We start from the raw sequence: 23,020 nt of genomic DNA, 5'->3' as shown, positions 1-23,020 counted from the left end.
GGCCTCAAAGTCAATGTATAATGATAATTATTTTTAGATACAAGAAAGGAAGTCATTGAATTTGACAAGAATATTTAAAAGATTTTTATATTATTACAGGCCTTATAGGTTTCTTTTTTACGCAGACATGCTGTGTGCGCTTGTAGTTTCACTGGTAGACCTGTCTTTTCCACTTATACTCAGCTATCTTTCAAAGAATATATTTGTAAGGGACAGTCAGGTTATAATTCACTCCATGCTGTATATCGGGATATTTATGATTGCAATATATATTGTAAAGTATTTCTGCCAATATTTTATTGCTTCCTGGGGGCACATTATGGGTGCACGAATGGAGAACAACATGAGACGTGACCTTTTCCATCATCTTCAGAAAATGTCATTTTCATATTATGATGAGAACAATACAGGACAGATGATGTCTATCATGGTGTCCGATTTGTTTGATATATCGGAACTTGCACATCATGGCCCGGAAAATGTATTTATATCGGCTATAAAGATACTTGGATCTTTTGTAATACTTATGATGATAAATGTGCAGATGACGATTATTCTCCTTGCAGTTACAGCTGTAATGGTGGTATTTTCAATTTATCAAAATGACAGGATGCAGAAGATATTTCTAGACAATAGAAAAAAAATGGGAAACATAAATTCATCTGTTCAGGACAGTCTTCTTGGAGTTAGGGTTGTAAAGTCCTTTGCAAATGAAGACCTTGAGCAGAAAAAGTTTGACAGGAACAATAATGCCTACAGGCTTTCAAGAGAGAAGAGCTACAGGGCAATGGGAAAATTTATTGCGGGCAATGCTTTCTTTGAGGGACTTTTGTATGTTGTCATACTTGTAACCGGAGCGTATTTTATAGCCAAGGGTTCACTTAAAATATCGGACCTTGCAGTTTATGCTTTGTATATAAACATATTTATAAATCCGATAGATATACTTATAAACTTCGCAGAGCAGTTTCAAAAGGGTTTTGCAGGGTTCAAGAGGTTTTTGAACATTGTTGATTCAAATCCGGATGTAGTGGACAAGAAGGATGCAAAAGAGCTTGACAATGTAAAAGGTGACCTGGAATACAGGAACGTTTCCTTCAGCTATAATGAAAAGAAGCAGATATTAGATAACTTAAGCATAAAAATAAAGGCGGGAACCAAGGTTGCTTTTGTAGGACCATCAGGTGGGGGAAAAACTACCCTCTGTTCACTTCTGCCGAGATTTTATGATGTATCCTCTGGAGCGGTAACTATAGATGGAAGGGATGTACGCGATGTTACATTGGAGTCGCTTAGAGGCTCTATAGGAATAGTCCAGCAGGATGTTTATCTCTTCTCGGGAACATTGGGTGACAATATAAGATATGGAAAACCGGATGCAACTTTTGAAGAAATAGTAGAGGCTGCAAAAGAGGCCAATATCCATGATTATATAATGTCTCTTGAAAGTGGTTATGATACTTATGTTGGAGAGCGCGGAGTAAAACTTTCAGGGGGTCAGAAACAGAGAATTTCAATTGCAAGAGTATTTTTGAGGAATCCTCCTATTCTCATACTTGACGAGGCAACTTCAGCCCTTGACAATGAGAGTGAAAGGTTCATACAGCAGTCACTTGAGAAACTTGCAAAAGAAAGAACAACAATAGTAATAGCACACAGGCTCAGTACAATAAGGAATGCAGACGAAATAATTGTAATAGAAGACGGCAGTATAAAAGAAAGAGGAAGCCACAAAGATCTTCTTGAAAAAGGAGGACTATATTCTTTCTATTACAATATGCAGTTTGAGGGGCTTGATGAATAGGATATAGATTGTGATGACTTGTCGAAAATGCTTTCAGTGTGAAATGCTCATTCATTTATATGATAACGGATCTTCTCTTTGTTGTTATCAAAACGAAGAAAATTTACAAGTTTGCATTGAAGATACATTAAAATTTAATTCGATAGTGAATACTAAGTCAAAATCTATGATAAGAATAGATAAGTATTCTAAGAAAAAGCCAACTCACTTACAAGTGTTACAATATATACGAAAGTATCATTATAGGGATACTATTGATTTTGTAGTAAACATAAATAAACTAGTTACATATGATAGAATAGATAATTTAATGAGTAAATATAATGAATATATGAGCAGTAATAGAGTAATACTTATAAAAAAGTTTTTAAAATACAAATTTAAAAAATTAGCCCAAGTATACAATTTGTGAAGGGAGGAGAAACGATGACAACAAAAAATAAAAGAGACTATTTATATGTGATTTGGAAAAACCCTAAAAGTAGAAGACAATATATTATTGGAGAACTAGGTAAAAGTGATGATGGCAAATATGATTTTTGCTACTGTCATGAAATTCATGAAGCTATTAATAATGGTTTTCAAGCATTGATATCTTTTGATGATATTGACAACAGATATACTAGTGATAAGTTATTTACTCCCTTTGCAAGTAGGTTGCCGGATAAAAAAAGAAAAGATATCGGAAAAATTTTAAGAAAATACAATATGACAGAATATGATGAATATACGCTTCTAAAAAAGAGTGAAGGAATATTACCAATAGATACTATAAAATTTATTGAACCAATTCTTGAAATTCCGGAGTATGGTCTTGAAAAGAAGTTTTATATAGCTGGAGTGAGACATTATGTTCCTTGTAATGGTAAAGAATGTATTAAATTTAATAACATACATGAAAGTGACAATTTGAGTTTTGAATTGGAACCATCTAATAAATATGATGAATATGCTATAAAAGTAATAGATAATGGGGTACTAGTGGGTTATATACCAAGATATTATAGTAAGCAATTAAGTAATTTGATTAATAGTGGTTTTAACTATAAATGTTTAATTAATAAAGTTAAAAAAAATAATGAATGCGATGAGTGCATACAGGTTTCTTTAAGCATTCAAAGAAAGAAACTCTATGCATAAACTTTTGATAACCAAAATAAAAGAGATGCCTTCAGATGGGCATCTCTTTTTAGAGTAAATTTTCAAGGTCGATATTGCACTTCCCAAAATAAACCTCTAATTTTTCCTTGGAAGATTTTAAAAGCTTGATTACATTTTCAAGTTTCTTGTCTGAAAAACGGAAAGTTGGAATGCATACGCTCAAGGCGGCAATTATCTTGTCTTTATTTCGCAATGATATACCTACGCAGTTAACGAGAGGTGTTGATTCTTCATGTTCGATGGCATATCCACGAATTTTGGTCTTCTCCAGCTCTTCAAATAATTTATCCCAATCGGTAATAGTATGGGGAGTAAAAGCGGTTAGGCCATTTGGATACAAACTATATATTTCTTCTTTAGACTTTTCTGCAAGTATGACCCTGCCTATAGCCGTACAATACAGGGGAAGCTGTTTGCCTACGTAAGACACAAGGCGAATTGGCTCTGCAGAGTCTTCTTTGGCGACATACATCAAGTTTCCGCGATTTTGAATGCCAAGCTGACAGGTTTCGTTGCTTGCAGAGACTATATACTTCATTTCGCTTTTTATCAGTTTGAGAGCATCCATATGATTGCTGTAGGATGAGCCAACTGAGAAGGCCGCAATCCCAATAAAGTATTTTGAAGTTTCTTTTTGCATGTAAATAAATTTTCTTGATGCCATGGTATGTACTAGCGGCATTATGCTGCTTTTAGGTGCGCCGAGAGCTTTTGACAATTCTGTAAGTGTCATGCCTTCATTATTGTTTGAGAGGAGTTCGAGTATATCTAGCACACGTTCTGTAGGTCTGTGTTCATTAGATGCCATAATTATTCACCTGGTTATTCTTTATATATTTTACTATTATTATAGCAAAGTGAAAATCATATTTCTACTTTGATTAAATAGTTTAACTTTATATGAAAAAATATATTGACATGGATTTAAAAAAGTGATAATTTTAATAATGTAGTACGTATTTATATACTAAGTACGTAAATACGTACTGAAATTAGATAACAGAGGGGAGGAAGCATAGGAGTCATTATATATATATTAGATGAAAACGTATTATATAAAATATAAAGGAGAAATATTATGGCGGAAAGAAGTAAAAAAATTCTCAGTGGAATACAAAATCAATATTACAGAGCTACATTAAAATCAATGGGATTTTCTACAGATGATTTGAAAAGACCGATGATAGGAATTGCGAATGCATGGAGTGAGTGTGTTCCGGGGCATTTCAATTTAAGACAGGTAGCTCAGAGAGTCAAAGACGGAATATATCGTGCAGGTGCAACCCCTGTTGAATTTGGTGTAATAGGTGCTTGTGATGGTATGGGACAAGGCCATGATGGGATGCATTATATTCTTCCCTCCAGAGAATTGATAGCAAATTCTATTGAGTCCATGGCTCAGATAAATTTATTCGATGGAATCGTTTTACTTGGCTCTTGCGACAAGATTGTACCGGGAATGTTGATGGCTGCTGCGCGACTTGATATACCTTGCATATTGCTCCCTGGAGGGCCTATGGATGGCGGAATTGTTTTTGATGGGAGAAAATCTGATCAAACCTCAAGTACAGAGGCCTATGGAATGTTGACTGCCAATAAAATTTCTGAAAAGCAATATAGGTCTTTGGAGAATCTTTCCTGTCCTACCTGTGGTTCGTGCTCATATCTTGGAACTGCAAACACAATGTGTTCACTGTCGGAAGCACTTGGTATGACATTACCGGATGGGGGAATTATACCGGCTGCATCGGCAAGGCGTCTTTCTATTGCGGAGAAAACTGGAATTAAAATAGTTGAAATGGTACAAAAAAATGTTACAGCACGTAAAATCATCACAAATGAGAGTGTAAAAAATGCGATTAAGGTATGTCTTGCGATGAGTGGAAGTACCAATGCTGTAATGCATCTTACCGCCCTGGCCCATGAAGCAGAGCTAAGTATTGATGTACTAAACGAGTTTGACAGATTGTCAGAGACAACACCGCAAATCGCAAAGATTAATCCTGCATCAAAGTACAATATGATTGATTTTTATGAAGCAGGCGGTGTTATGCGATTAATTCAAGAAATACAGGAAATAATTGATACCGACCAGATGACTGTTACCTGTCATAAAGTCAAGGAAAACATAACAAATCATGTATATCAGTATCCTGAAAATACGAATGTGATAAGAAATATGAAAGAACCTTTTGGATATCAGGGAGGCGTTGCCGTAATTCGTGGAAATATAGCACCTGACACTGGAATTACCAAACCTGGAGCATTTGATGCCAGCTTGCATCATTTTGTTGGGGAAGCTATATGCTTTGATTCGGAAGAAGCAGCGGAAGAAGCCATTTTATCAGGAAAGGTGCACGAAGGACATGTAGTTGTAATACGTTATGAGGGACCAAAGGGCGGACCTGGAATGCGTGAAATGTATAAAGCAATGAAATATTTGTATGGGCGTGGATTATCCAAGTCAACCGCACTGATAACCGATGGACGTTTTAGTGGAACGAACAATGGATGTTTTGTTGGACATATATCTCCGGAGGCAGCAGAGGGAGGACCAATTGCAATTATAAAAAATGGAGATAAAGTTGAAATAGATGTAGAGAAACGAAGCTTGAATTTATTGATTGATAAAGAAGAAATTTCGGAGCGTTTAAGTGAGTGGAAACGACCGGAACCAAAGTTTAAGAAGGGGTACCTTGGACTGTATTGTAAAATCGCATCCTCCGGTTCTGAAGGTGCAATAATGAAATACGATAATTTGTAAAATTCAATTTAAAAAAACTGAGAAAGGGCGCTTGAAAATGTATAAGATAATTACTCCTGTTGTGACAGTCTTTGATGAAAATGAAAAACCTGATTATGAAGCAAACAAAAAAGTTATTGACTTTCTTGTAGAAGGAGGTGTGGATGGAATTCTTGTATTGGGATCAACCGGGGAGTTTACAGGTCTTACCAAAGAGGAAAAAATGGATTTTTTTAAGTTCTATTCGGAATATACAGATAACCGTGTTGAGTTATATGCAGGTACAGGCTGTATGAACTTTGAGGATACGATTGAGCTATCCAATTCAATATATTCCATGGGATATGTTGCACCTATAGTAATTGCACCTTATTATTACGGTTTGGACCAGGAAAAGATTTTTATTTTTTATGATACTCTTGCAAAAGCTCTAAAAGGTGATTTGTATATATACAATTTCCCGGCAAGAACAGGGCATTCCATTATGCCGGAAACTGTGAGAAGGCTTGTGGAAAAAAACAGTAATATTAAAGGACTTAAAGACTCTGTTTCAGAACCGAACCATACTAATCTAATCTCCTTGAAAACGATTGATTTTGAATTTAGTGTCTATTCCGGGTTTGATGATCAATTTCTATATAATATTTCATCAAAAGGAAGAGGCTGTATAGGAGGACTTTCCAATATTGTTCCTGAAATATGGAGTGACCTGGTGAAGGCCGCCAATAATAAGGATTTTGACAGGGCATTGAGTATGTCGTATCTAATTCATAAATTGATGCCGCTCTATGATATGGATTCAAATTTTTCGCTTTTATTTAAAAGATTGATGCTTCATCGCGGGATAGAAATTTCAACAAGGGCAATTTTCCCTTTTAACCAAATGAAAAATTCAGTATATGAGCAAGCCGAGAAACTTTTAGACAATGTAATTAAAGAATATCAAAATTATAAGATTTGAAGGGAAATCTATAAAAAGGTTTTCCTTGACAATTATATTATATAGAGAGGATATAAAAAATTATGAATTATGTTGGTAAAGAAAATATTTCGAACGATAGATGGAAGCATATTATTCCACCATGTATTCTTGTACATATAGTTGCATTTATGGATCGTACGAATATAAGTTTTGCAATAGCAGGTGGAATGGATCAGGCGCTGGGAATGACATCAACTATTGCAGGACTGGTATCAGGCATATTTTTTGTAGGATATATGATACTCCAAATTCCAGGTGGAAATTATGCCGAAAAGAAAAGTGCCAAAAAATTTATCAGTATTTCTCTGATTGCATGGGCGATACTTTCGGTGGCAAGTGGATTTGTAACTTCAATCTGGCAGCTTTTAGTATTGAGATTCCTGCTTGGAGTTGGAGAAGGTGGAGTATGGCCGGCAGTACTTGTTATCATTTCGCATTGGTTTCCAAATGAAGAAAGAGGCAGGGCAAATGGATTATTTATAATGAACTTTGCTATAGCTTCAATCATAACGGGGCCTGTATCCGGATGGATAATATCATTTTCAAGTTGGCGATGGGTATTTATAATTGAAGGATGTCTTGCAATATTACTTATATTAATATGGTATCCTCTAATAAGTGACAGACCGGAAAATGCAAAGTGGATATCAGAAGGTGAAAAGAACTGGATTACAGATAAACTGAAAAGTGAACAGATGGAAATAGAGAGCAATTTTGAAGATTCAAGTTCAGAAAAAAGTGTATATAAAAATTCAGAATTATGGAAACTTACTACCAGTTATTTTTGTTATCAGGTTGGAATTTATGGATTTTTTCTATGGCTTCCGACTTTGATAAAGCAATTGACGAATTCAGGTATAGGAATAATAGGAATGTTGTCTGTATTCCCTTATATAGGTACTTTGATTGGAATATGGATATTCTCGGTATTGTCTGACAAGACCATGAATCGTAAAATGTTTACAGCACTCCCTATGGTTGGACTGGCTATATCGCTGGTAATGTCCGTTCAGTTTAAAAACAGTATATGGGTTTCGTATGGATTTTTGATATTGTGTGGATTTTTTCTTCAAGGATACAATAGTAGTTTTTGGTCAATGCCGCCGCTTATTTTTAAATCCAGTGAAGCTGGAAGTGCACGAGGTTTTATAAATGCTTTGGGTAATCTGGGTGGATTTATAGGACCATACTTTGTAGGATGGTTGACAGTTGCTGTAAATTCAAATGTAAGTATATATTTTTTAGCAGTTACTATAATAATAGGATGCCTGATTAATTCATCCATAAAGTTTAATAAAGGAGCATAATTCAAAGGAAACTTTGTGTTATAATAATGCAAAGTTTCCTTTGAAAATATAATTTATACCATAAAAATAATATATCATAAAAAATATAAAGTCAATCCGGGTCTGAAAAGCCCGGATAATTTGTTTTGGAGGTCTATGTAAAATTTATATTTATACAGATTTATAAATTAAAAGTAGTATATTTATAAACAGTTACAATATAGTAATTGTCAATATTAATGGGTTATTATATACAAAATAGCATAAATATAAATAAAATAGCATAAATATAAATGAAACTAGTTGAATAATTATTATTGTAAAATGTGATTTCGTATGCTATCATTATTAATATGTGATTTGTTCCTTAGCAATAATTTATAATATAATGCATATATATACATATAAAAATAAAGGGGTTATGGTAATTATGAAAAAGACAGGAAAATTGTTAACTATGGTTATGGTGCTTGCTGTTTCTATTTCTGTATTTGCAGGATGTGGTAAGACAAGCAGCAGTGATGCGAATACACTTGAAAGTGTAAAGAAAGCGGGAGTTTTGAAAATAGGGCTTGAAGATTCATTTCCTCCTATGGAATACAGAGACGGAAATAACAAACTTAAAGGTTTTGACATAGATATGGCCACTGAAATAGGAAAGAGACTTGGAGTAAAAACTGAGTTTGTAGCTACTGATTTTAATGGAATAATACTTGCACTCAAGTCTGGAAAGTTTGATGCAATAGTATCAGGCATGAGTATAACAGATGAAAGAAAGAAGCAAATAGATTTTTCAGAACCATATTTTATGTCTGGACAGATTATAATTGTTAAAAATGGAAATACAGCTGTAAAAAAATCAGATGATTTGTCTGGCAAAACTGTTGGAGTGGAACTTGGAACTACTGGAGACAAATCGGCTCAAACCCTTGACAAAAAACTCAAAAGCAAAACATCAAAGGGAATGAAAGAAATAAAAAAATATGACAAGGCAACTGATGCACTTCAGGATTTGCAGACTGGAAGAAGCGATGCTGTAATAATTGATGAACCTGTAGGAAGATATTATATATCTTCTCCGGAGAAAAAGGGAAAATATGCAGTACTTTCTGAAAAACTTACAAGTGAACCAATGGGAATAGGTTTCAAAAAAGGTAACAAGGAACTTGAAGAATCGGTTCAGAAAGCACTTAACGACATGAAAAAGGATGGCACTATGTCAAAGCTTTCTATAAAATGGTTTGGAACTGATGAGTATAAAAAATAGTTATTATAAAATTAAGGAAAGAGTGGAAACGGAGCAATGAATATAGACTTTATCAAGAGTATACTTCCGGTCCTTTTAAAGGGAAGCGTAATGACAATAGAACTTACGGTTATAACAATAATTTTAGGAAGTATTCTTGGAATATTTCTGGCACTTTTAAGATTGTCACATAATTTGGTTTTGAAAAATCTTTCAAATTTCTATACATGGATATTTAGGGGAACTCCTCTTTTGCTTCAACTTTTCTTTTTCTACTATGGGTTGCCTTTTGTAGGATTGGAGCTTACGCCTTTTACAGCAGCTGTAATAGGACTCGCGTTAAACTGTGGTGCATATATGGCTGAGATAATAAGAGGTGGGATACAATCCATAGACAAGGGACAGTTTGAAGCCGCAAAGGCACTTGGATTTAATTATATCCAAACTATGGGTAAGATAGTGCTTCCGCAGACTTTCAAAGTTATAATACCTCCTGTTGGAAATGAGTTTATATCTATATTAAAGGATACGTCGCTTGTTTCAACTATAGCAATGGTTGAGCTTATGAGATCCGCCCAGCAGATATATGCGACAAGTTTTGATCCTATATCTGTATTCTTGACGGCTGCCATACTTTATCTTATAATGACAACTGTTTTTACTACTGCATTTGGTATAATAGAGAAAAGATTATCGGTTTATAATTAATAGAGGTGAATGTTTGTGGAGAATACAGTTTCAGAAAAAAACGAGTATATGAATGAATATATGATAGAAGCTTTGAATATTACAAAAAAATTTAATGATTTGACAGTATTTGAGAATTTGAATATTAGAGTAAAAAAAGGAGAAGTTCTTGTTGTTATAGGCCCGTCGGGTTCAGGAAAAAGTACATTTTTGAGATGTCTTAATCATCTTGAAGACATAAACGGCGGTCAGGTTGTCATAGAAGGAGAAAAATTAAATCCCAAAAATAAAAAATCAATTAGAAAGATAGCAGAAAAAACCGGTATGGTATTTCAAAACTTTAATCTTTTTCCGCATATGACTGCAATACAGAATGTAATGGAGGCACCTGTAGTAGTCAAGAAAGAAAATAAAGCCGAAGTGCGAAAAAGAGCCGAAGTACTTCTTGAGAAAGTTGGACTTTCAGACAAGATGGATTATTATCCTTCGAAACTGTCAGGCGGACAGAAACAAAGAGTTGCAATTGCAAGAGCGCTTGCAATGAATCCTGATATAATGTTGTTTGATGAACCTACGTCAGCGCTTGATCCGGAACTTGTAGGAGAAGTTTTAAATGTAATGAAGAAGCTTGCCGAGGATGGAATGACAATGGTTGTTGTGACACATGAGATGGGCTTTGCAAAGGAAGTTGCAGACAGGGTAATATTTATGGATGACGGAAAGATAGTTGAAGAAGGAAGTCCGAAGGATGTCTTTGACAATCCAAAGCAGGACAGGACAAAAAGCTTTTTAAACAAAGTGTTTAAATAAAAAACAGAGCCACCTTTTTATAAAAGGTGGCTTTTTTTATTTATTCTTTTTTATCATAATAATGGAAGTATATACCATTACGATTATGAGAAGCCATTTAAGAATGGAAAGAGGAAGCTGTTTTACTATGTATGCGGCAACAAAAACTCCAATGGAGCCAAACACCATAATTGGTATACATGCTTTTGTCTCGAAAGATTTTTCTTTTACAAATTTAAGGGAAGCTGCCAGCTCGAGAAAAGCACATGAACACATCATTATGGGGAAGGCGGAACGAGGATTCATTCCAAGAGTGTATACAAGTGCCATGCATGGTGCAAAAATGCCTATTCCAAGTGTCATAAGCGCTCCAAATATAAAATTGCCGACAATACCAATTGCAAGTTTTATTCCTGAAAGTGAAATTGCATTTCCACCTGAGGGCATCAGGTGGAATTGTCCTGCCAGCATCACAAAGGCGACAGCTATAAGTGCAAGGCCCATTCCGATCTGTATTTTTCTTTCGCTTAATTTTGACACGTATGAAGCGCCTATTACTGCCCCGAGTGTAGCGGAGATTATCATTGATATAAGAGTTAATTCTCCTACCTTGACTATATTGGTAAATATAACGGCTTCAAGCATTACCGGTATGGCACAGGATACATTTAATGTTCCTGGTATTAACTTGTCTTTTACAAGTTTGAAGTTCTTAAGGATCGTAGTTAAAATTGCAAAGCTTCCTATGCCGAGAGTATCAAAAAAATTTGCAATAAAGCCTGAAAATCCGAAAACTACAAAATCTTTTACTGTGTTGTTTTTTGAAATATCTTTATTATATGCTATATAATGTCTAAAAAATACAAATAGAAAATATACTGCGAATATAATAAGGAATATTAGTAATATTTTTATCATTTGTATACATCCTTTCAATACTTCTAAGATTATAGCATTAAAAAGAAGCTCAGTAAACAAGCATATTTTAAAAAGAAACAGAATTAAAATCCTGTTTCTTTTTAAGTTAATTCGACTTTGGATAATCATTCGGGTATGTGAAATTGTCTTTGAGTTTTTCAACTTTTAATATGTTTTCATAGACGGAAAATATGGGTATTCTAAAACCATAGGTTTTTATATTGTATTTTCTGTAAACCTGAAGTCCGCCGTATATTTCATCTGAATTGAATTTGAATTCAACTGCACTGTTTACATCTTTAAATGTTCGTACACTTCCATCATCAAGCTGGGCGTAAACAACGTATGATTTTTTATCTCCATCCTGCTTTATATATTTGTTTGATATGGTTGCTACATAGGTATTCCTGAAAAAATGAGGAAAAAAGGCAATCATGCCGCACAAAAGGACAATCAGGAGGATTGTCAGACGTATTTTTGATTTGGATTTTTTATGGACTTTGTGAAAAGAACCATATTTCATATGATCTCCTGTATTTATAAAATGCTATAATTATAATTACTATTTTTCAACTCTTTTTATGTCATCTGACATGTCTTTTACGTCCAATTTGTAGAATTCTTCATTTTCGGGAAGTTCCATCCTGAAACAAGAGCAGCTTTGTACTGTTACATCTGCATTTTTTATTGAAAGCTGGCTTATGTGCCCTCCAAACGTTTTGTCTTTGCTTACAAAGTGAAAATGATATCCTGGAACATTGAGTCCGTCAACGTAGGAAGGACATCTGAAACCTATTATATATCCTTCAACATTTTTATATTCAAAAGTAGGCTGGTCCTTTACTGTATCTGCCATTGCCCTGTATGGTAATTCCTGCTTTACGACAGTTCTTGTTTTTACGTAACTGAAGTTTCCTGTTATGTAAAAGGCATAAAATATGTTTTTGCTTTTTATATAGCTGTCGAGCTTTTCCTGAACTTCTGTGTAGGAGGAACAATTTTTGATTTTGTGTATACTGTAGTTTTCAAACTCAGTTACAACGGCAAAAGGAACAGATACATTTTTTGAGCATATGTAAATGCTGCCGTCAGGTTTTGTTCTGTAAAAAGTTCCGTTTAAAAGTGTCAGTTCTCCATCCAGACCTTTGAAAGTGCCTATTCCAAAGCTGCCTTTTTGAAGAAGTTTTTCAAGGGAAACACATCCATCATACAGACCGGAAACAAGAGCACTTATTGTAGACATTTGATATATATGATTCGGGATTTTTGCTTTATCCATTTACTTTCACCTCAAAATAATTATATCATAGGTTCCAACTCGAAATACCGGGAATATTTTAGTTATAGTACGGTAAAAATATTTGTGAAGGAGATGAGAAAAATTAGTAAATATTTTGTTGAGAGTTCTTCGGGTATTCTTGAAAAGGTGCTTATGTGTCCTCCGACTTATGCAAAGCTGACAAAGAGTAAAAATGGGAAAAATATTAATGTGGATCGGGACAAATGTCTGAGAGAACATGATGATCTTGTGCATGCTTACAGGTCAAATGGAATTGAAGTTGAATTGCTTTCTCCGGATAAGGGGCTTTGTGATCAGGTTTTTTCAAGAGATTTTGGTGCGTGTGTAAGGGAAGGATATATTCTTGGAAACTTTAAAAATGCCAGCAGAAAAGGTGAGAGAGAGGCATATTCAAAAAAGATGAAAGAACTTCAAGTTCCATGTATTGCAGAGTGTTGTCGGGGATTTTTTGAAGGTGGGGATTTCTGGATGCTTGATGATAGAACCATTGCGATTGGAATTCTTGAGAGAAGTGATGAGGTTGGAGTCCTTGAGATAAGTCGCGGCCTTGAGAAATACGGATATCATGTAATCGGAGTTCCTTCAAGTGAAAAGTGCATACATCTTGACATGTGCTTCAATATTGTTGCAGAGGGAATTGCAGTTGCATCAAGGGAGGTACTGCCTGAGAAATTTCTGGAGCTTTTAAAATCCATGAATTTTAAAATCATTGATGTGGACAAAAAAGATATAATGAAATGTTTCTGCAACCTTCAGTCAATAGGAGGCGGAAGGGTAATATCTTTTATTGAAAATAGAGAAGTAAACAAAAAAATGAAATCAGAAGGACTTGAAGTCATAGAGCTTGATATATGTGAAACCTTCAAGCACGAAGGTGGAGTACACTGCATGACTTTTCCAATCAGAAGAAAAAAATAAAATTGTTCCTGAAGTTTGAACTTCGGGAACAATTTTCATGCATTTAATCTCTCAGGTCTGCAACGAGTTTGGTTTTATCCTTCGTTTTTGTATCTACGACTTTTATTACTTTTGCAGGAGATCCTGCTGCAACTACATTTTCAGGAATGTCTTTCACCACTACGGAACCTGCAGCTATTACAGAACCTTTTCCTATTTTAACACCTTCAAGTATTACCGAATTTGCACCTACAAGAACGTCGTCGCCTATTATGCACGGCGATTTGCTTGGTGGTTCAAGAACACCTGCAACAACTGCTCCTGCACCAAGATGAACGTTTTTGCCGAGTTTTCCTCTGGCTCCAACTACGGCATTCATGTCCACCATGGTTCCTTCGCCTATTTCAGCACCTATGTTTATTACTGCACCCATCATAATTACCGCACCTTTGTCTATCTTTACCTTGTCTCTTATTATGGCCCCTGGTTCTATTCTTGCATTTATGTTCCGAACGTCTACAAGAGGAATGGCAGAATTTCTCCTGTCATATTCCATTTTGAAATGTTTTATCCTGTCTTTGTTTTCTTCAAGAAAATCGGCTATTTCATTGCTTTCTCCAAAAATTACATGAAAGTCGGATGAGCCATAGTCTTCTATATTTCCGAATTGGCAGCCGGACAATTCACCTTTTATATATACTTTGACAGGAGTTGCTTTTTTGGCTTCTTTTATGTATCTTGCTATCTCATACGGGTTTGTTAAGTCATAATTTTCTTCCATATAAAACATCCTTCCTTTAAAACCGATTAATTTAGTTGTCTGTTTGACACAAATTATAACATATAAGACATTTAAAATCCATTTATTTCGGCTCTATTCAATGTGTGGATATCTGTTTTAAAGTAACAAAAACCTCCCTTTAAAAATATTCTGATAATGTATAGTCATAAAAATATCCATATAGGAATAGACGGAGGTTATTTACATGTATTGTATTGATGCTGGAAGTATGTATTGCCCGTGCCATCTTGCCGAAACATCCGACTGTATATTGTGTTCGCAGCTTTCGGGTGAAGAGTTTTGTCAGTGTCAGAATTGGTGTGGGGTGTGTATATATGAAAAATACAGATCCAACGGGGAGAAAGCCGAGAAGCTGCGGGAGACTTATAATTCACGTGTAGTTGAAAAAAATATTCTCTGTGATGATTTGTATAGTCTTGTAGTTGAAGTTCCGGAATCCATTGCAAGGGAGCTTGTATATCCTGGAAGTTTTGTTTTTTTGAGAAATGTTGGAGATCCGGAATATTATGATACTCCTTTATCAGTTATGGAGACGGACAGGAATAATAATACTTTGAAGATTGTGATAAAAGCTGTAGGCATAAAGACAAAAAGCCTCATGAAAGTTGAAAAAGGCAGTGAAATTCTTGTCCGTGGTCCTTTTTCAAACGGTATAATGGGGCTTAAAAATGTATATGGTGCAAAAAATGGTACGTCTATTGTGATATCAAGGGGAATAGGGGCGGCCCCTTCTGTTCAGGTTCTTAAAAAGTTGTATGAAAATAAAAACAGGATAATATCCATTGTGGATGTTCAATTTAAAAACAATTTTGCAGAAAAGTATTTCAACCAGTATGGTTTCAATACTATAAGCTGCAACATGCTTGAAAATGGAAAACTAACAGAAGAGTTCAAATCATGTCTGGCAGGTATTATGGCAGACAATGAAATAAATCTTGTTCACTGTGGCGGGCCGGACATACTGACTTATAGGGTTATGGAAGTTGTTGATGAATCAATAAGGATCTCCTGCTGCAACAATGCAAAGATGAATTGTGGAGAAGGTATATGTGCAAGCTGTACAAAGCACTATGAAAATAATGTTGTAAAGAGATTGTGCAAGGTGCAGATAGATCCGAGGGACTTGTTTAAAGATAGAAGATTATTTTAAGGAGGATTTTATGTCATGAAAATAATAGTTATAGGATCAGGATGGTCAGGATGTGCAGCAGCACTTACTGCAAAAAAGGCCGGTGCGGATGTTGTAATTTACGAGAAGACAGATATGGTTCTGGGACTCGGAAATGTAGGGGGTATAATGAGAAATAATGGAAGATATACTGCTGCCGAAGAAATAAGCGCACTTGGAGCGGGAGATTTGATAAAAATTACAGACAGCCTTTCAAGACATAAAAATATTGATTTCCCCGGACATAAACATGCCTGGCTTTATGATGTGAATAAGATAGAGCCTGTAGTAAGAAAATACCTTAAGAGCATGGGAATAAAAATAAATTTCATGTCCAGGATAGTGGATGTAAAAATGGACAAAAACAGGATAAAGGGAATATATACTCAAGACGGAGAATATGATGAGGCCGATGCTTTCGTCGAAGCTACAGGATCTACAGGACCTATGGGAAATTGCATAAAATACGGAAATGGATGTTCAATGTGCGTGCTTAGGTGTCCGTCTTTCGGCCCAAGAATAAGTATAAGCAGGTGTGCTGGAATAGAGGATCTTCATGGAGAAAGAGCAGATGGAAATTATGGTGCATTCAGTGGGTCATGTAAACTTGCAAAGGAAACTGTTGACAAGAAGCTTGTGGATGAGATTGAACAAAAAGGCGTTGTGGTTCTTAAGGTTCCAGAAGAAGATATAAATATGGACAAATTGAAGGCGAAAGTGTGTCAGCAGTATGCACTTAAAGAATTTGCTAAAAATGTAGTTCTTCTTGATACTGGGCACATCAAGCTGATGACATCATACTATCCTCTTGAAAAATTGAGGAAGATACATGGACTTGAAAGTGTAAAGTTTATAGATCCGTATTCTGGAGGCAAGGGGAATTCCATAAGATACCTGTCTGTAGCTCCAGTCTATAATGATCTTAGGGTGAAAGGACTGCAAAACCTTTTTTGTGGGGGTGAGAAGAGTGGATTGTTTGTTGGACATACTGAGGCCATATGTACAGGTTCCCTTGCAGGTCACAATGCTGCAAAATATGCTTTAAAAAAACCAACTGTCATACTTCCTACTGAAACTGTAATAGGGGATATTATAAATTATGCAAATATCAAAATACTTACTGAGGAAGGAAGGAAAAATAGATATACTTTTGCCGGAGCGGAATATTTTAACAGGATGAAAGATAGAGGACTTTATTCTATTGATAGAAAAGATATAAGAGGTAGAGTAAAAAAACTTGGGCTTATTGATTTGTTCGATAAAAGAATTTCATAAATTTAAGGCGCGATATTAACATTATGTTTGAAATACAAGGATGATTTTTAACAAATTTTAAAATTTATATTGATTTTTTTGAAAAAAGCGTTATAATAATAAATAATTATTATAACGCTTTTTTATTATTGAAGCTTTAGTAATTATGGGGCCCCTGTTTTAACCTGAAAACTTAATAATGTAATTGATGGGAGGATTTACAAATGGTAATTATCTGGGCAATTTTGATTATATATATGATTATTAACTTGGCCATAGGAGTATATAGCGGAAAGAAAATCAAGAGTACTTCAGATTATCTGCTTGCAGGACGTAATATAGGAGTTCTTATGACTGCAGGAACTCTGGCTGCAACTGAAGTTGGAGGTGGAAGTACAGTAGGTGTTGCAGCAAAGGCATATGGAAGCTGGGGGTTATCTGCAGGCTGGTATGTTACTTCTGCAGGAATAGGAGTTATTCTTGTAGCATTTATTGCTCCTTTTTTGAGAAAGTCAATGGCAACTACCATGCCGGAAATAATCCAAAAGAAATTTGGAAATAAAAGTCATATTATTACAATTATACTTTCATTAAGTGCAAATGTAGCCTTGGCAGGTGTTCAGATAACTGCCTCAGCAGCTATAATAAGTGTACTTACTGGATTATCTTCAAACATATCCATACTTTTATCGGGAATAGTCTTGGTCTTTTATACTATGATAGGTGGAATGTGGAGTGTAACAATTACAGACATAGTACATGCCATAGTTCTTCTTGTAGGATTTACTGTTGCAGTTCCATTTGCAATTCACAGTGCAGGTGGATGGAGCCATGTTGTTAGTTCTCTTCCACCTGGACAACTTGGTTTTACGAAAGTGGGATGGAAAACAATAATAGGACTTGTAATCATGTATTTTATGACATTTTCTACAGGTCAGGAGTGTGTCCAGCGTCTTTTTTCTGCAAAAGATGAAAAAACTGCAGTAAAAGGTTCGGTGCTGTGCGGTATTCTAATGACATTATATTCATTTGTACCTGCAATATTGGGACTTGTAGCACTCGCTGTATTTCCGCATATAGATGCAAATGATGCCGTTGCAGTTGTTGCTACGAATCTTATACCGCGAGTGATTGCAGGACTTGTAATGGCAGCGGTTATATCTGCTACATTGTCTTCAGGTTCAGGAGATTTGCTTGGAGCTTCTACAGTATTTGTAAAGGACATATACCAGCATTATATTAATCCTGAAGTTAGTGATGACAAACTTGTTAAATGCAGCAAAAGTATTGTTTTAATATTTGGAATTGTTGCTATTTTAATATCACTTTTCAGCAAACAGATCATACCTATGTTGATGTTTGCATTTACCATGAGGTCTGCAGGGCCATTTGCCGCATTTATTTTTGGACTTACATCCAAAAAGCTTTCAAAAGCAGCAGGGTTTTGGTCAATACTTCTTGGAAGTGTAGTCGGATTTTACTGGCAGTACATAGGTGAGCCATTTGGAATTATGGCTATTATTGTAGGTTCATGTGCAAGTGTAGTAGTATTTTTAATAATAAATGCTGCTTCAGGCAAGACTTCACAAATTGCATAATAAATATAGATTAAACTGTCATGTGGATTTTTAGCATGACAGTTTTTTATATTGCATTAAAATTGCACAATGAGCGGGTTTTAGATAAAATAAAAGAAAAAACATGAAGATAAAATACAGTGCAGGGGAGTGTGGAGCTGTGAAAAGTATAATTGTATCATCGAGCAGCAGTGGTGGTGGAAAGACAACAGTAGCTTTAGGGTTGATGAAAGCTCTTAAAAACAGAGGATTTGATGTACAGGGATACAAGGTTGGACCGGATTATATAGATACTGCATTTCATGAACATATTACAGGTAAGGCTTCCAGAAACCTGGATGTGTTTTTAATGGGTGAAGATGGGGTAAAGGCGTCATATTCGAGAGGAAGCGGAGATTACGGAATAATCGAAGGGGTAATGGGATTGTACGATGGAAAGGGAGTAACCTCCGAGGGTTCTACAGCACATGTGAGCAAAATTTTAAACCTTCCGGTTATTATGGTGATTACGCCAAAAGCCCAGAGCCTGACTCTTTGTGCTGAGATAAAGGGACTTATGGATTTTGAAGATGTAAATATTACCGGGGTAATTTTGAATAATATAAAAGAAGGGTACTATAGGCTTTTAAAAACCGCTTTAGAAAAAAACTTTGCTGGAAGAATAAAGGTATTTGGGTATTTGCCGCAGGATGAAAATTTGAGATTAAAAAGCCGTCATTTAGGGCTTGTTCAGAGCAGTGAAGTGGAAAATCTTGATAAAAAGATTGAAAGGTGCAGTGGATTGATTGAAAAATATATTGATGTTGATGCTGTTTTGAATTCATTTTCCGAGACGGTCAAATTCAATGATTTTTATCATGTTGAAAACAAGAACTTGAAAATCGGCGTGGCGAAAGACAAGGCGTTTAGTTTTTACTACAAAGAAAATCTGGAGCTTATGCAAGAGATGGGTGATATAGTTTATTTCAGTCCTTTAAATGACAGAGAATTGCCTGAAAATCTCGATTTTATATATATCGGAGGAGGTTATCCAGAGGTATTCAAGAACGAATTGAGTTCTAATGAAAGTATGCTTTCAAGCATAAAAGATGCTTTAAACAGCGGAATTAATTGTTATGCGGAATGTGGAGGCTTTATGTATCTCATGGATACTATGGAGGGTGAAAACATGGTTGGTTTTTTTAGAGGAAATGCCCATATGAGCAGTAAACTGCAAAATTTTGGATATGCACAAATTGAAGTTGAAGAGAAAAATTTGATATTCCCAAGGGGAATCAAGATAAATTGTCATGAGTTTCATAAGTCGTATATAGATACGGATGAGAAAAAAATATATAAAGTTGTTAAAAAGACATATTTGTCGGAATATAAAAAATGGAGATGCGGGTATGTAAAAAATAATACGCTTGCTGCATACCCTCATGTACACTTTTTTGGAAATATGAATTTTTTAAAATATTTGACTGAAATTAATAAGAGGAAGTGAAATTTTATGGATTATATAAAAAAGCCCGCGCTTATAGAACAAAAAAGCTTTGAAATTATAGGAAAAGAAATGGGTCCCAATAATTTCTCCGAAAAAGAATTAAATATAGTCAAAAGGGTTATACATACCACTGCAGATTTTGAATACAAGGATATACTTTACATTAGAAAAGGGGCTATAGATGAGGCTCTTAAGCTTTTGAAGGGAGGTATTACGATTTTTACCGATACAAACATGATACTTGCCGGAATAAATAAAAATGCTCTTAAAAAACTTAACTGCAGGGTGGTATGTTATGTTCGTGATGAAAATGTGATAAAAGAGGCTAGGAGCAGGGGAATCACACGCTCAATGGCAGGAATTGAAAAAGCGGTTTGTGACGGAATAAAATTTTTTGTATTCGGCAATGCGCCTACGGCTCTCTATAGGTTGAAGGAGCTTATTTATGAGAAAGGATGCAGTCCGGGTTTTGTGATAGCGGCTCCTGTTGGGTTTGTTGGAGCAGCCAAATCCAAGGAGGATTTTGAGAAGGTTCCTGTTCCTATGATAACGGTGCGGGGCAGAAAAGGTGGAAGTACCGTTGCAGTTTCCATTGTAAATGCACTTTTATATATGCTTGTGGAAAGGAAAAGCGGTATGTAATATGTTTGATATGTATGTAAACTCCCATGGAAAGAAATTAAGATGCGGATATACAACAGGTTCCTGTGCCGCAGGGGCTGCCAAGGCTGCAGTTAAAATGCTCTATTTTGGAAAAGTAATAAAAGAGATAAAGATAAATACACCAAAGGATATTGAACTTGATTTAAAGGTGGAAAAAGTAAAGCTTGGTTTGAACTGCGTTGAATGCTGTATAGTTAAGGACGGCGGGGATGATCCTGATATAACGGATGGTATTGAAATATGGGCGAAGGCTGAAAAAAGCAGTGAAGGGTATGAGCTTAAGGCGGGAATAGGAATAGGGATAGTTAAAGGGGAGGGCCTGTATGTAAAAAAAGGCGATTTTGCAATAAACCCTGTTCCGAGAGCAATGATTGAAGAAGAAGTAAGAAAGGTTCTGCCTGAAGGATGCGGGGTGATTGTCACAATTTTTGTGCCGGAGGGAGAGAAAATTGCAAAGAAGACGTTCAATCCAAGACTAAATGTAGTTGGAGGAATATCAATTTTAGGGACTACGGGAATAGTTGTACCAATGTCTGAGGATGCTTTGAAAGAATCAATAAGTCTTGAAATAAAACAAAAGGCGGCAAATGGAAGTCGGGATCTGATACTTTTGTTTGGAAACATGGGCGAGGACAGGGCAAGGCAGATGGGACTGGATGAGGAAAAATTTGTTGTAATGTCAAACTATGTTGGGACTGCCCTTGAGTCATGTATGGAAAACAATATAAAAAAGCTTCTCGTTATAGGGCATATTGGAAAATTGTGCAAAGTTTCTGCAGGTTGTTTTAATACACACAGCCGGGTATGCGGGGTGAGACTTGAGATTTTGGCACTTGAGCTTGCACTTATGGGAGCTGACAGAGAATTTGTCCAGTTGGTTTATGAGCAGAAGACAACAGAAGGTGCAGTGGAACTTATAAAGGATGAATTTTGTGGTGTGTATGAGAGAGTATGCAGAAAAATAGTGAACAGGATAGAGCAGTTTACCTATGGAGATATTGAAGTTGAAGTTGTAATGTATTGTATGTCAAAGGGAATCTTGTATGATGGAAGAAAGCATGGAAGAGGTGATGCGTAGTGGTTTATATTGTTGGAATAGGTCCGGGTGCTAGAAATTACATATTGCCAGAGGCTGAAAAAGTTATTGAGAGTGTCAATTGTGTCATTGGATTTGACAGGGCTTTGAGAAGTCTTGATTATATAAAAAACAGGAAAACAAAAGTCAAGTCTCTCTTTGAGATCATAGAATTTATAAATATGCATAAAGATAAAAATATATGCGTAGTGGCTTCCGGAGATCCATGCTTTTATGGAATAACAGATTATATAAATAGAAATTTTACCGGGGATATTCGAGTAATTCCAGGAATAAGCTCATTTCAGTATATGGTCTCAAAGCTTGGAAAGTCATGGCAGAATGCTGGATTATACAGTATTCACGGAAGAGAGGAACAATTAATTGAAAAAGTGAGGGAGAACAAGGTATCCATATGGCTTACGGATAGAAGAAACTCACCTGATTTTATTTCTAAAAAACTTTTAAAGGAAAATATCAGGGCGAAAGTTTATGTAGGAGAAAATTTATCTTATCCAAATGAAAAAATTTCAAGTGGTACAGTTGAGGAAATGAGCAGGAGAAGTTATGCAGATTTGTGTGTGGTTATTATTGAAAATGGAAGTGATGTGAAATGAAATATATAAAAGACGAGGAATTTGTAAGGGGAGATTGTCCCATGACCAAGGAAGAAGTGAGGATACTCAGTATAGCAAAGCTTGAAATCGAAAAAGACCATAATCTCCTTGATGTAGGGGCCGGTACGGGATCTATAAGCATACAAATGAGCAGATGCAGTCCTTTTGGAGATGTAGTGGCTGTTGAAAAAGACGAAGAAGCCCTCCGGGTGCTTGAAGAAAACAAACAAAAATTTGAGGCAGATAATCTTTCAATTGTTAAAGGAGATGCAGCTCAAGTGAAGCTTGACGGAATGTTTGACGGCATTTTCATAGGAGGAAGCAGGGGAAACATAGACAAAATAATTGAGAAATATTATCAAATGTTAAAACAGGGTGGTAAAATGGTATTGAATTTTATAACTATAGATAATTTGTACAGGGCAATGAATATGCTGAAGTCTTTTGATATGGAAACGGAATGTATTCAGGTTGGGATAAGCAGGATGAGAGGCAGCAGCTGTATGTTGATTTCAAATAATCCTATTTTTATATTAAGTGGAAAAAAACACAGGAGGTTTTAAGT

At 35.5% G+C, this 23,020-nt stretch carries 22 protein-coding genes; 17 read left to right on the top strand and 5 right to left on the bottom strand.

Annotation, left to right across the window (positions count from 1 at the left end; genetic code table 11):
• Window positions 1-61 precede the first annotated feature (61 nt).
• Window positions 62-1,804, top strand: coding sequence for an ABC transporter ATP-binding protein (locus AC4CVH_RS05635; RefSeq protein WP_490786770.1), 1,743 nt, complete (start codon window positions 62-64; stop codon window positions 1,802-1,804).
• Window positions 1,805-2,230: 426 nt separating this feature from the next.
• Entirely contained in the window at window positions 2,231-2,944 is a 714-nt protein-coding gene (locus AC4CVH_RS05630; protein ID WP_490786769.1) for an HIRAN domain-containing protein, read from the top strand.
• Window positions 2,945-2,993: 49 nt separating this feature from the next.
• Here the strand turns inward: AC4CVH_RS05630 and AC4CVH_RS05625 are convergent, their stop codons facing one another.
• On the bottom strand, window positions 2,994-3,773 hold the full coding sequence (locus AC4CVH_RS05625) for an IclR family transcriptional regulator (protein WP_490786768.1): 780 nt from the start codon (window positions 3,771-3,773) through the stop codon (window positions 2,994-2,996).
• A 270-nt stretch (window positions 3,774-4,043) separates the two neighbouring features.
• Between AC4CVH_RS05625 and ilvD the strand changes: the two genes are divergently transcribed.
• The 6 genes from ilvD to AC4CVH_RS05595 all read left to right on the top strand — a co-directional run bounded on the left by ilvD (window position 4,044) and on the right by AC4CVH_RS05595 (window position 10,719).
• On the top strand, window positions 4,044-5,729 hold the full coding sequence (gene ilvD, locus AC4CVH_RS05620; RefSeq protein WP_490786767.1) for a dihydroxy-acid dehydratase: 1,686 nt from the start codon (window positions 4,044-4,046) through the stop codon (window positions 5,727-5,729).
• Window positions 5,730-5,766: 37 nt separating this feature from the next.
• A complete protein-coding gene (locus tag AC4CVH_RS05615; RefSeq protein WP_490786766.1) occupies window positions 5,767-6,669 on the top strand; it encodes a dihydrodipicolinate synthase family protein in 903 nt (300 codons plus the stop codon).
• A gap of 62 nt (window positions 6,670-6,731) precedes the next feature.
• Window positions 6,732-7,997, top strand: a complete 1,266-nt coding sequence (locus AC4CVH_RS05610) for an MFS transporter (RefSeq protein WP_490786765.1) — start codon at window positions 6,732-6,734, stop codon at window positions 7,995-7,997.
• Window positions 7,998-8,406: 409 nt separating this feature from the next.
• Window positions 8,407-9,243, top strand: coding sequence for an amino acid ABC transporter substrate-binding protein (locus AC4CVH_RS05605; RefSeq protein WP_490786764.1), 837 nt, complete (start codon window positions 8,407-8,409; stop codon window positions 9,241-9,243).
• A gap of 36 nt (window positions 9,244-9,279) precedes the next feature.
• On the top strand, window positions 9,280-9,930 hold the full coding sequence (ehuC, locus tag AC4CVH_RS05600) for an ectoine/hydroxyectoine ABC transporter permease subunit EhuC (protein WP_490786763.1): 651 nt from the start codon (window positions 9,280-9,282) through the stop codon (window positions 9,928-9,930).
• 60 nt (window positions 9,931-9,990) lie between these two features.
• A complete protein-coding gene (locus AC4CVH_RS05595; RefSeq protein WP_490786927.1) occupies window positions 9,991-10,719 on the top strand; it encodes an amino acid ABC transporter ATP-binding protein in 729 nt (242 codons plus the stop codon).
• A gap of 36 nt (window positions 10,720-10,755) precedes the next feature.
• On the opposite strand, the gene AC4CVH_RS05590 is transcribed toward AC4CVH_RS05595, so the two are convergent.
• Genes AC4CVH_RS05590 through budA form a run of 3 tightly spaced genes read right to left on the bottom strand, consistent with a single transcriptional unit; the run spans window position 10,756 to window position 12,895 of the window.
• On the bottom strand, window positions 10,756-11,745 hold the full coding sequence (locus AC4CVH_RS05590; RefSeq protein WP_490786762.1) for a TSUP family transporter: 990 nt from the start codon (window positions 11,743-11,745) through the stop codon (window positions 10,756-10,758).
• A complete protein-coding gene (locus tag AC4CVH_RS05585; protein WP_490786761.1) occupies window positions 11,723-12,139 on the bottom strand; it encodes a DUF1523 family protein in 417 nt (138 codons plus the stop codon). Before AC4CVH_RS05585 ends, AC4CVH_RS05590 begins: the two co-directional genes overlap by 23 nt.
• A 39-nt stretch (window positions 12,140-12,178) precedes the next feature.
• Window positions 12,179-12,895 (bottom strand): acetolactate decarboxylase, encoded by a 717-nt coding sequence (gene budA, locus AC4CVH_RS05580; protein WP_490786760.1) that lies wholly within the window; start codon window positions 12,893-12,895, stop codon window positions 12,179-12,181.
• A 93-nt stretch (window positions 12,896-12,988) separates the two neighbouring features.
• Here budA and AC4CVH_RS05575 point away from each other — a divergent pair, with 93 nt between their 5' ends.
• Entirely contained in the window at window positions 12,989-13,834 is an 846-nt protein-coding gene (locus AC4CVH_RS05575) for a dimethylarginine dimethylaminohydrolase family protein (RefSeq protein ID WP_490786759.1), read from the top strand.
• 43 nt (window positions 13,835-13,877) lie between these two features.
• Here AC4CVH_RS05575 and dapD read toward each other — a convergent pair whose 3' ends face one another.
• Window positions 13,878-14,594: a 2,3,4,5-tetrahydropyridine-2,6-dicarboxylate N-acetyltransferase gene (dapD, locus tag AC4CVH_RS05570; RefSeq protein ID WP_490786758.1), complete on the bottom strand. Its 717-nt coding sequence runs from the start codon at window positions 14,592-14,594 to the stop codon at window positions 13,878-13,880.
• Window positions 14,595-14,799: 205 nt separating this feature from the next.
• On the opposite strand from dapD, the gene AC4CVH_RS05565 reads away from it, so the two are divergent.
• The 8 genes from AC4CVH_RS05565 to cbiT all read left to right on the top strand — a co-directional run bounded on the left by AC4CVH_RS05565 (window position 14,800) and on the right by cbiT (window position 23,018).
• Complete coding sequence (locus AC4CVH_RS05565) at window positions 14,800-15,765, top strand: sulfide/dihydroorotate dehydrogenase-like FAD/NAD-binding protein (protein ID WP_490786757.1); 966 nt, start codon at window positions 14,800-14,802, stop codon at window positions 15,763-15,765.
• A gap of 15 nt (window positions 15,766-15,780) precedes the next feature.
• Window positions 15,781-17,058, top strand: coding sequence for an FAD-dependent oxidoreductase (locus AC4CVH_RS05560; protein ID WP_490786756.1), 1,278 nt, complete (start codon window positions 15,781-15,783; stop codon window positions 17,056-17,058).
• 203 nt (window positions 17,059-17,261) lie between these two features.
• On the top strand, window positions 17,262-18,635 hold the full coding sequence (locus AC4CVH_RS05555; RefSeq protein WP_490786755.1) for a sodium:solute symporter family protein: 1,374 nt from the start codon (window positions 17,262-17,264) through the stop codon (window positions 18,633-18,635).
• Window positions 18,636-18,774: 139 nt separating this feature from the next.
• Window positions 18,775-20,100, top strand: coding sequence for a cobyrinic acid a,c-diamide synthase CobB (locus tag AC4CVH_RS05550; protein ID WP_490786754.1), 1,326 nt, complete (start codon window positions 18,775-18,777; stop codon window positions 20,098-20,100).
• Window positions 20,101-20,106: 6 nt separating this feature from the next.
• Window positions 20,107-20,742: a precorrin-8X methylmutase gene (locus AC4CVH_RS05545; RefSeq protein ID WP_490786753.1), complete on the top strand. Its 636-nt coding sequence runs from the start codon at window positions 20,107-20,109 to the stop codon at window positions 20,740-20,742.
• 1 nt (window position 20,743) lies between these two features.
• Window positions 20,744-21,841, top strand: a complete 1,098-nt coding sequence (gene cbiD / locus AC4CVH_RS05540; protein ID WP_490786752.1) for a cobalt-precorrin-5B (C(1))-methyltransferase CbiD — start codon at window positions 20,744-20,746, stop codon at window positions 21,839-21,841.
• Window positions 21,841-22,455, top strand: coding sequence for a precorrin-6y C5,15-methyltransferase (decarboxylating) subunit CbiE (gene cbiE, locus AC4CVH_RS05535; protein ID WP_490786751.1), 615 nt, complete (start codon window positions 21,841-21,843; stop codon window positions 22,453-22,455). Before cbiD ends, cbiE begins: the two co-directional genes overlap by 1 nt.
• Window positions 22,452-23,018, top strand: coding sequence for a precorrin-6Y C5,15-methyltransferase (decarboxylating) subunit CbiT (cbiT, locus tag AC4CVH_RS05530; protein ID WP_490786750.1), 567 nt, complete (start codon window positions 22,452-22,454; stop codon window positions 23,016-23,018). Before cbiE ends, cbiT begins: the two co-directional genes overlap by 4 nt.
• Window positions 23,019-23,020: the final 2 nt, after the last annotated feature.

Source organism: Clostridium pabulibutyricum, assembly GCF_058242705.1.
The sequence above is the reverse complement of the archived record's forward strand: the minus strand, read 5'-3'. Positions and strand labels throughout refer to the sequence as shown.

Coding starts and splice junctions, on each gene's coding strand:
- AC4CVH_RS05630 (WP_490786769.1), top strand. CDS start 2,231: ATGACAACAAAAAATAAAAGAGACTATTTATATGTGATTTGGAAAAAC.
- AC4CVH_RS05625 (WP_490786768.1), bottom strand. CDS start 3,773: ATGGCATCTAATGAACACAGACCTACAGAACGTGTGCTAGATATACTC.
- ilvD (WP_490786767.1), top strand. CDS start 4,044: ATGGCGGAAAGAAGTAAAAAAATTCTCAGTGGAATACAAAATCAATAT.
- AC4CVH_RS05615 (WP_490786766.1), top strand. CDS start 5,767: ATGTATAAGATAATTACTCCTGTTGTGACAGTCTTTGATGAAAATGAA.
- AC4CVH_RS05610 (WP_490786765.1), top strand. CDS start 6,732: ATGAATTATGTTGGTAAAGAAAATATTTCGAACGATAGATGGAAGCAT.
- AC4CVH_RS05605 (WP_490786764.1), top strand. CDS start 8,407: ATGAAAAAGACAGGAAAATTGTTAACTATGGTTATGGTGCTTGCTGTT.
- ehuC (WP_490786763.1), top strand. CDS start 9,280: ATGAATATAGACTTTATCAAGAGTATACTTCCGGTCCTTTTAAAGGGA.
- AC4CVH_RS05595 (WP_490786927.1), top strand. CDS start 9,991: ATGATAGAAGCTTTGAATATTACAAAAAAATTTAATGATTTGACAGTA.
- AC4CVH_RS05590 (WP_490786762.1), bottom strand. CDS start 11,745: ATGATTATCCAAAGTCGAATTAACTTAAAAAGAAACAGGATTTTAATT.
- AC4CVH_RS05585 (WP_490786761.1), bottom strand. CDS start 12,139: ATGAAATATGGTTCTTTTCACAAAGTCCATAAAAAATCCAAATCAAAA.
- budA (WP_490786760.1), bottom strand. CDS start 12,895: ATGGATAAAGCAAAAATCCCGAATCATATATATCAAATGTCTACAATA.
- AC4CVH_RS05575 (WP_490786759.1), top strand. CDS start 12,989: ATGAGAAAAATTAGTAAATATTTTGTTGAGAGTTCTTCGGGTATTCTT.
- dapD (WP_490786758.1), bottom strand. CDS start 14,594: ATGGAAGAAAATTATGACTTAACAAACCCGTATGAGATAGCAAGATAC.
- AC4CVH_RS05565 (WP_490786757.1), top strand. CDS start 14,800: ATGTATTGTATTGATGCTGGAAGTATGTATTGCCCGTGCCATCTTGCC.
- AC4CVH_RS05560 (WP_490786756.1), top strand. CDS start 15,781: ATGAAAATAATAGTTATAGGATCAGGATGGTCAGGATGTGCAGCAGCA.
- AC4CVH_RS05555 (WP_490786755.1), top strand. CDS start 17,262: ATGGTAATTATCTGGGCAATTTTGATTATATATATGATTATTAACTTG.
- AC4CVH_RS05545 (WP_490786753.1), top strand. CDS start 20,107: ATGGATTATATAAAAAAGCCCGCGCTTATAGAACAAAAAAGCTTTGAA.
- cbiD (WP_490786752.1), top strand. CDS start 20,744: ATGTTTGATATGTATGTAAACTCCCATGGAAAGAAATTAAGATGCGGA.
- cbiT (WP_490786750.1), top strand. CDS start 22,452: ATGAAATATATAAAAGACGAGGAATTTGTAAGGGGAGATTGTCCCATG.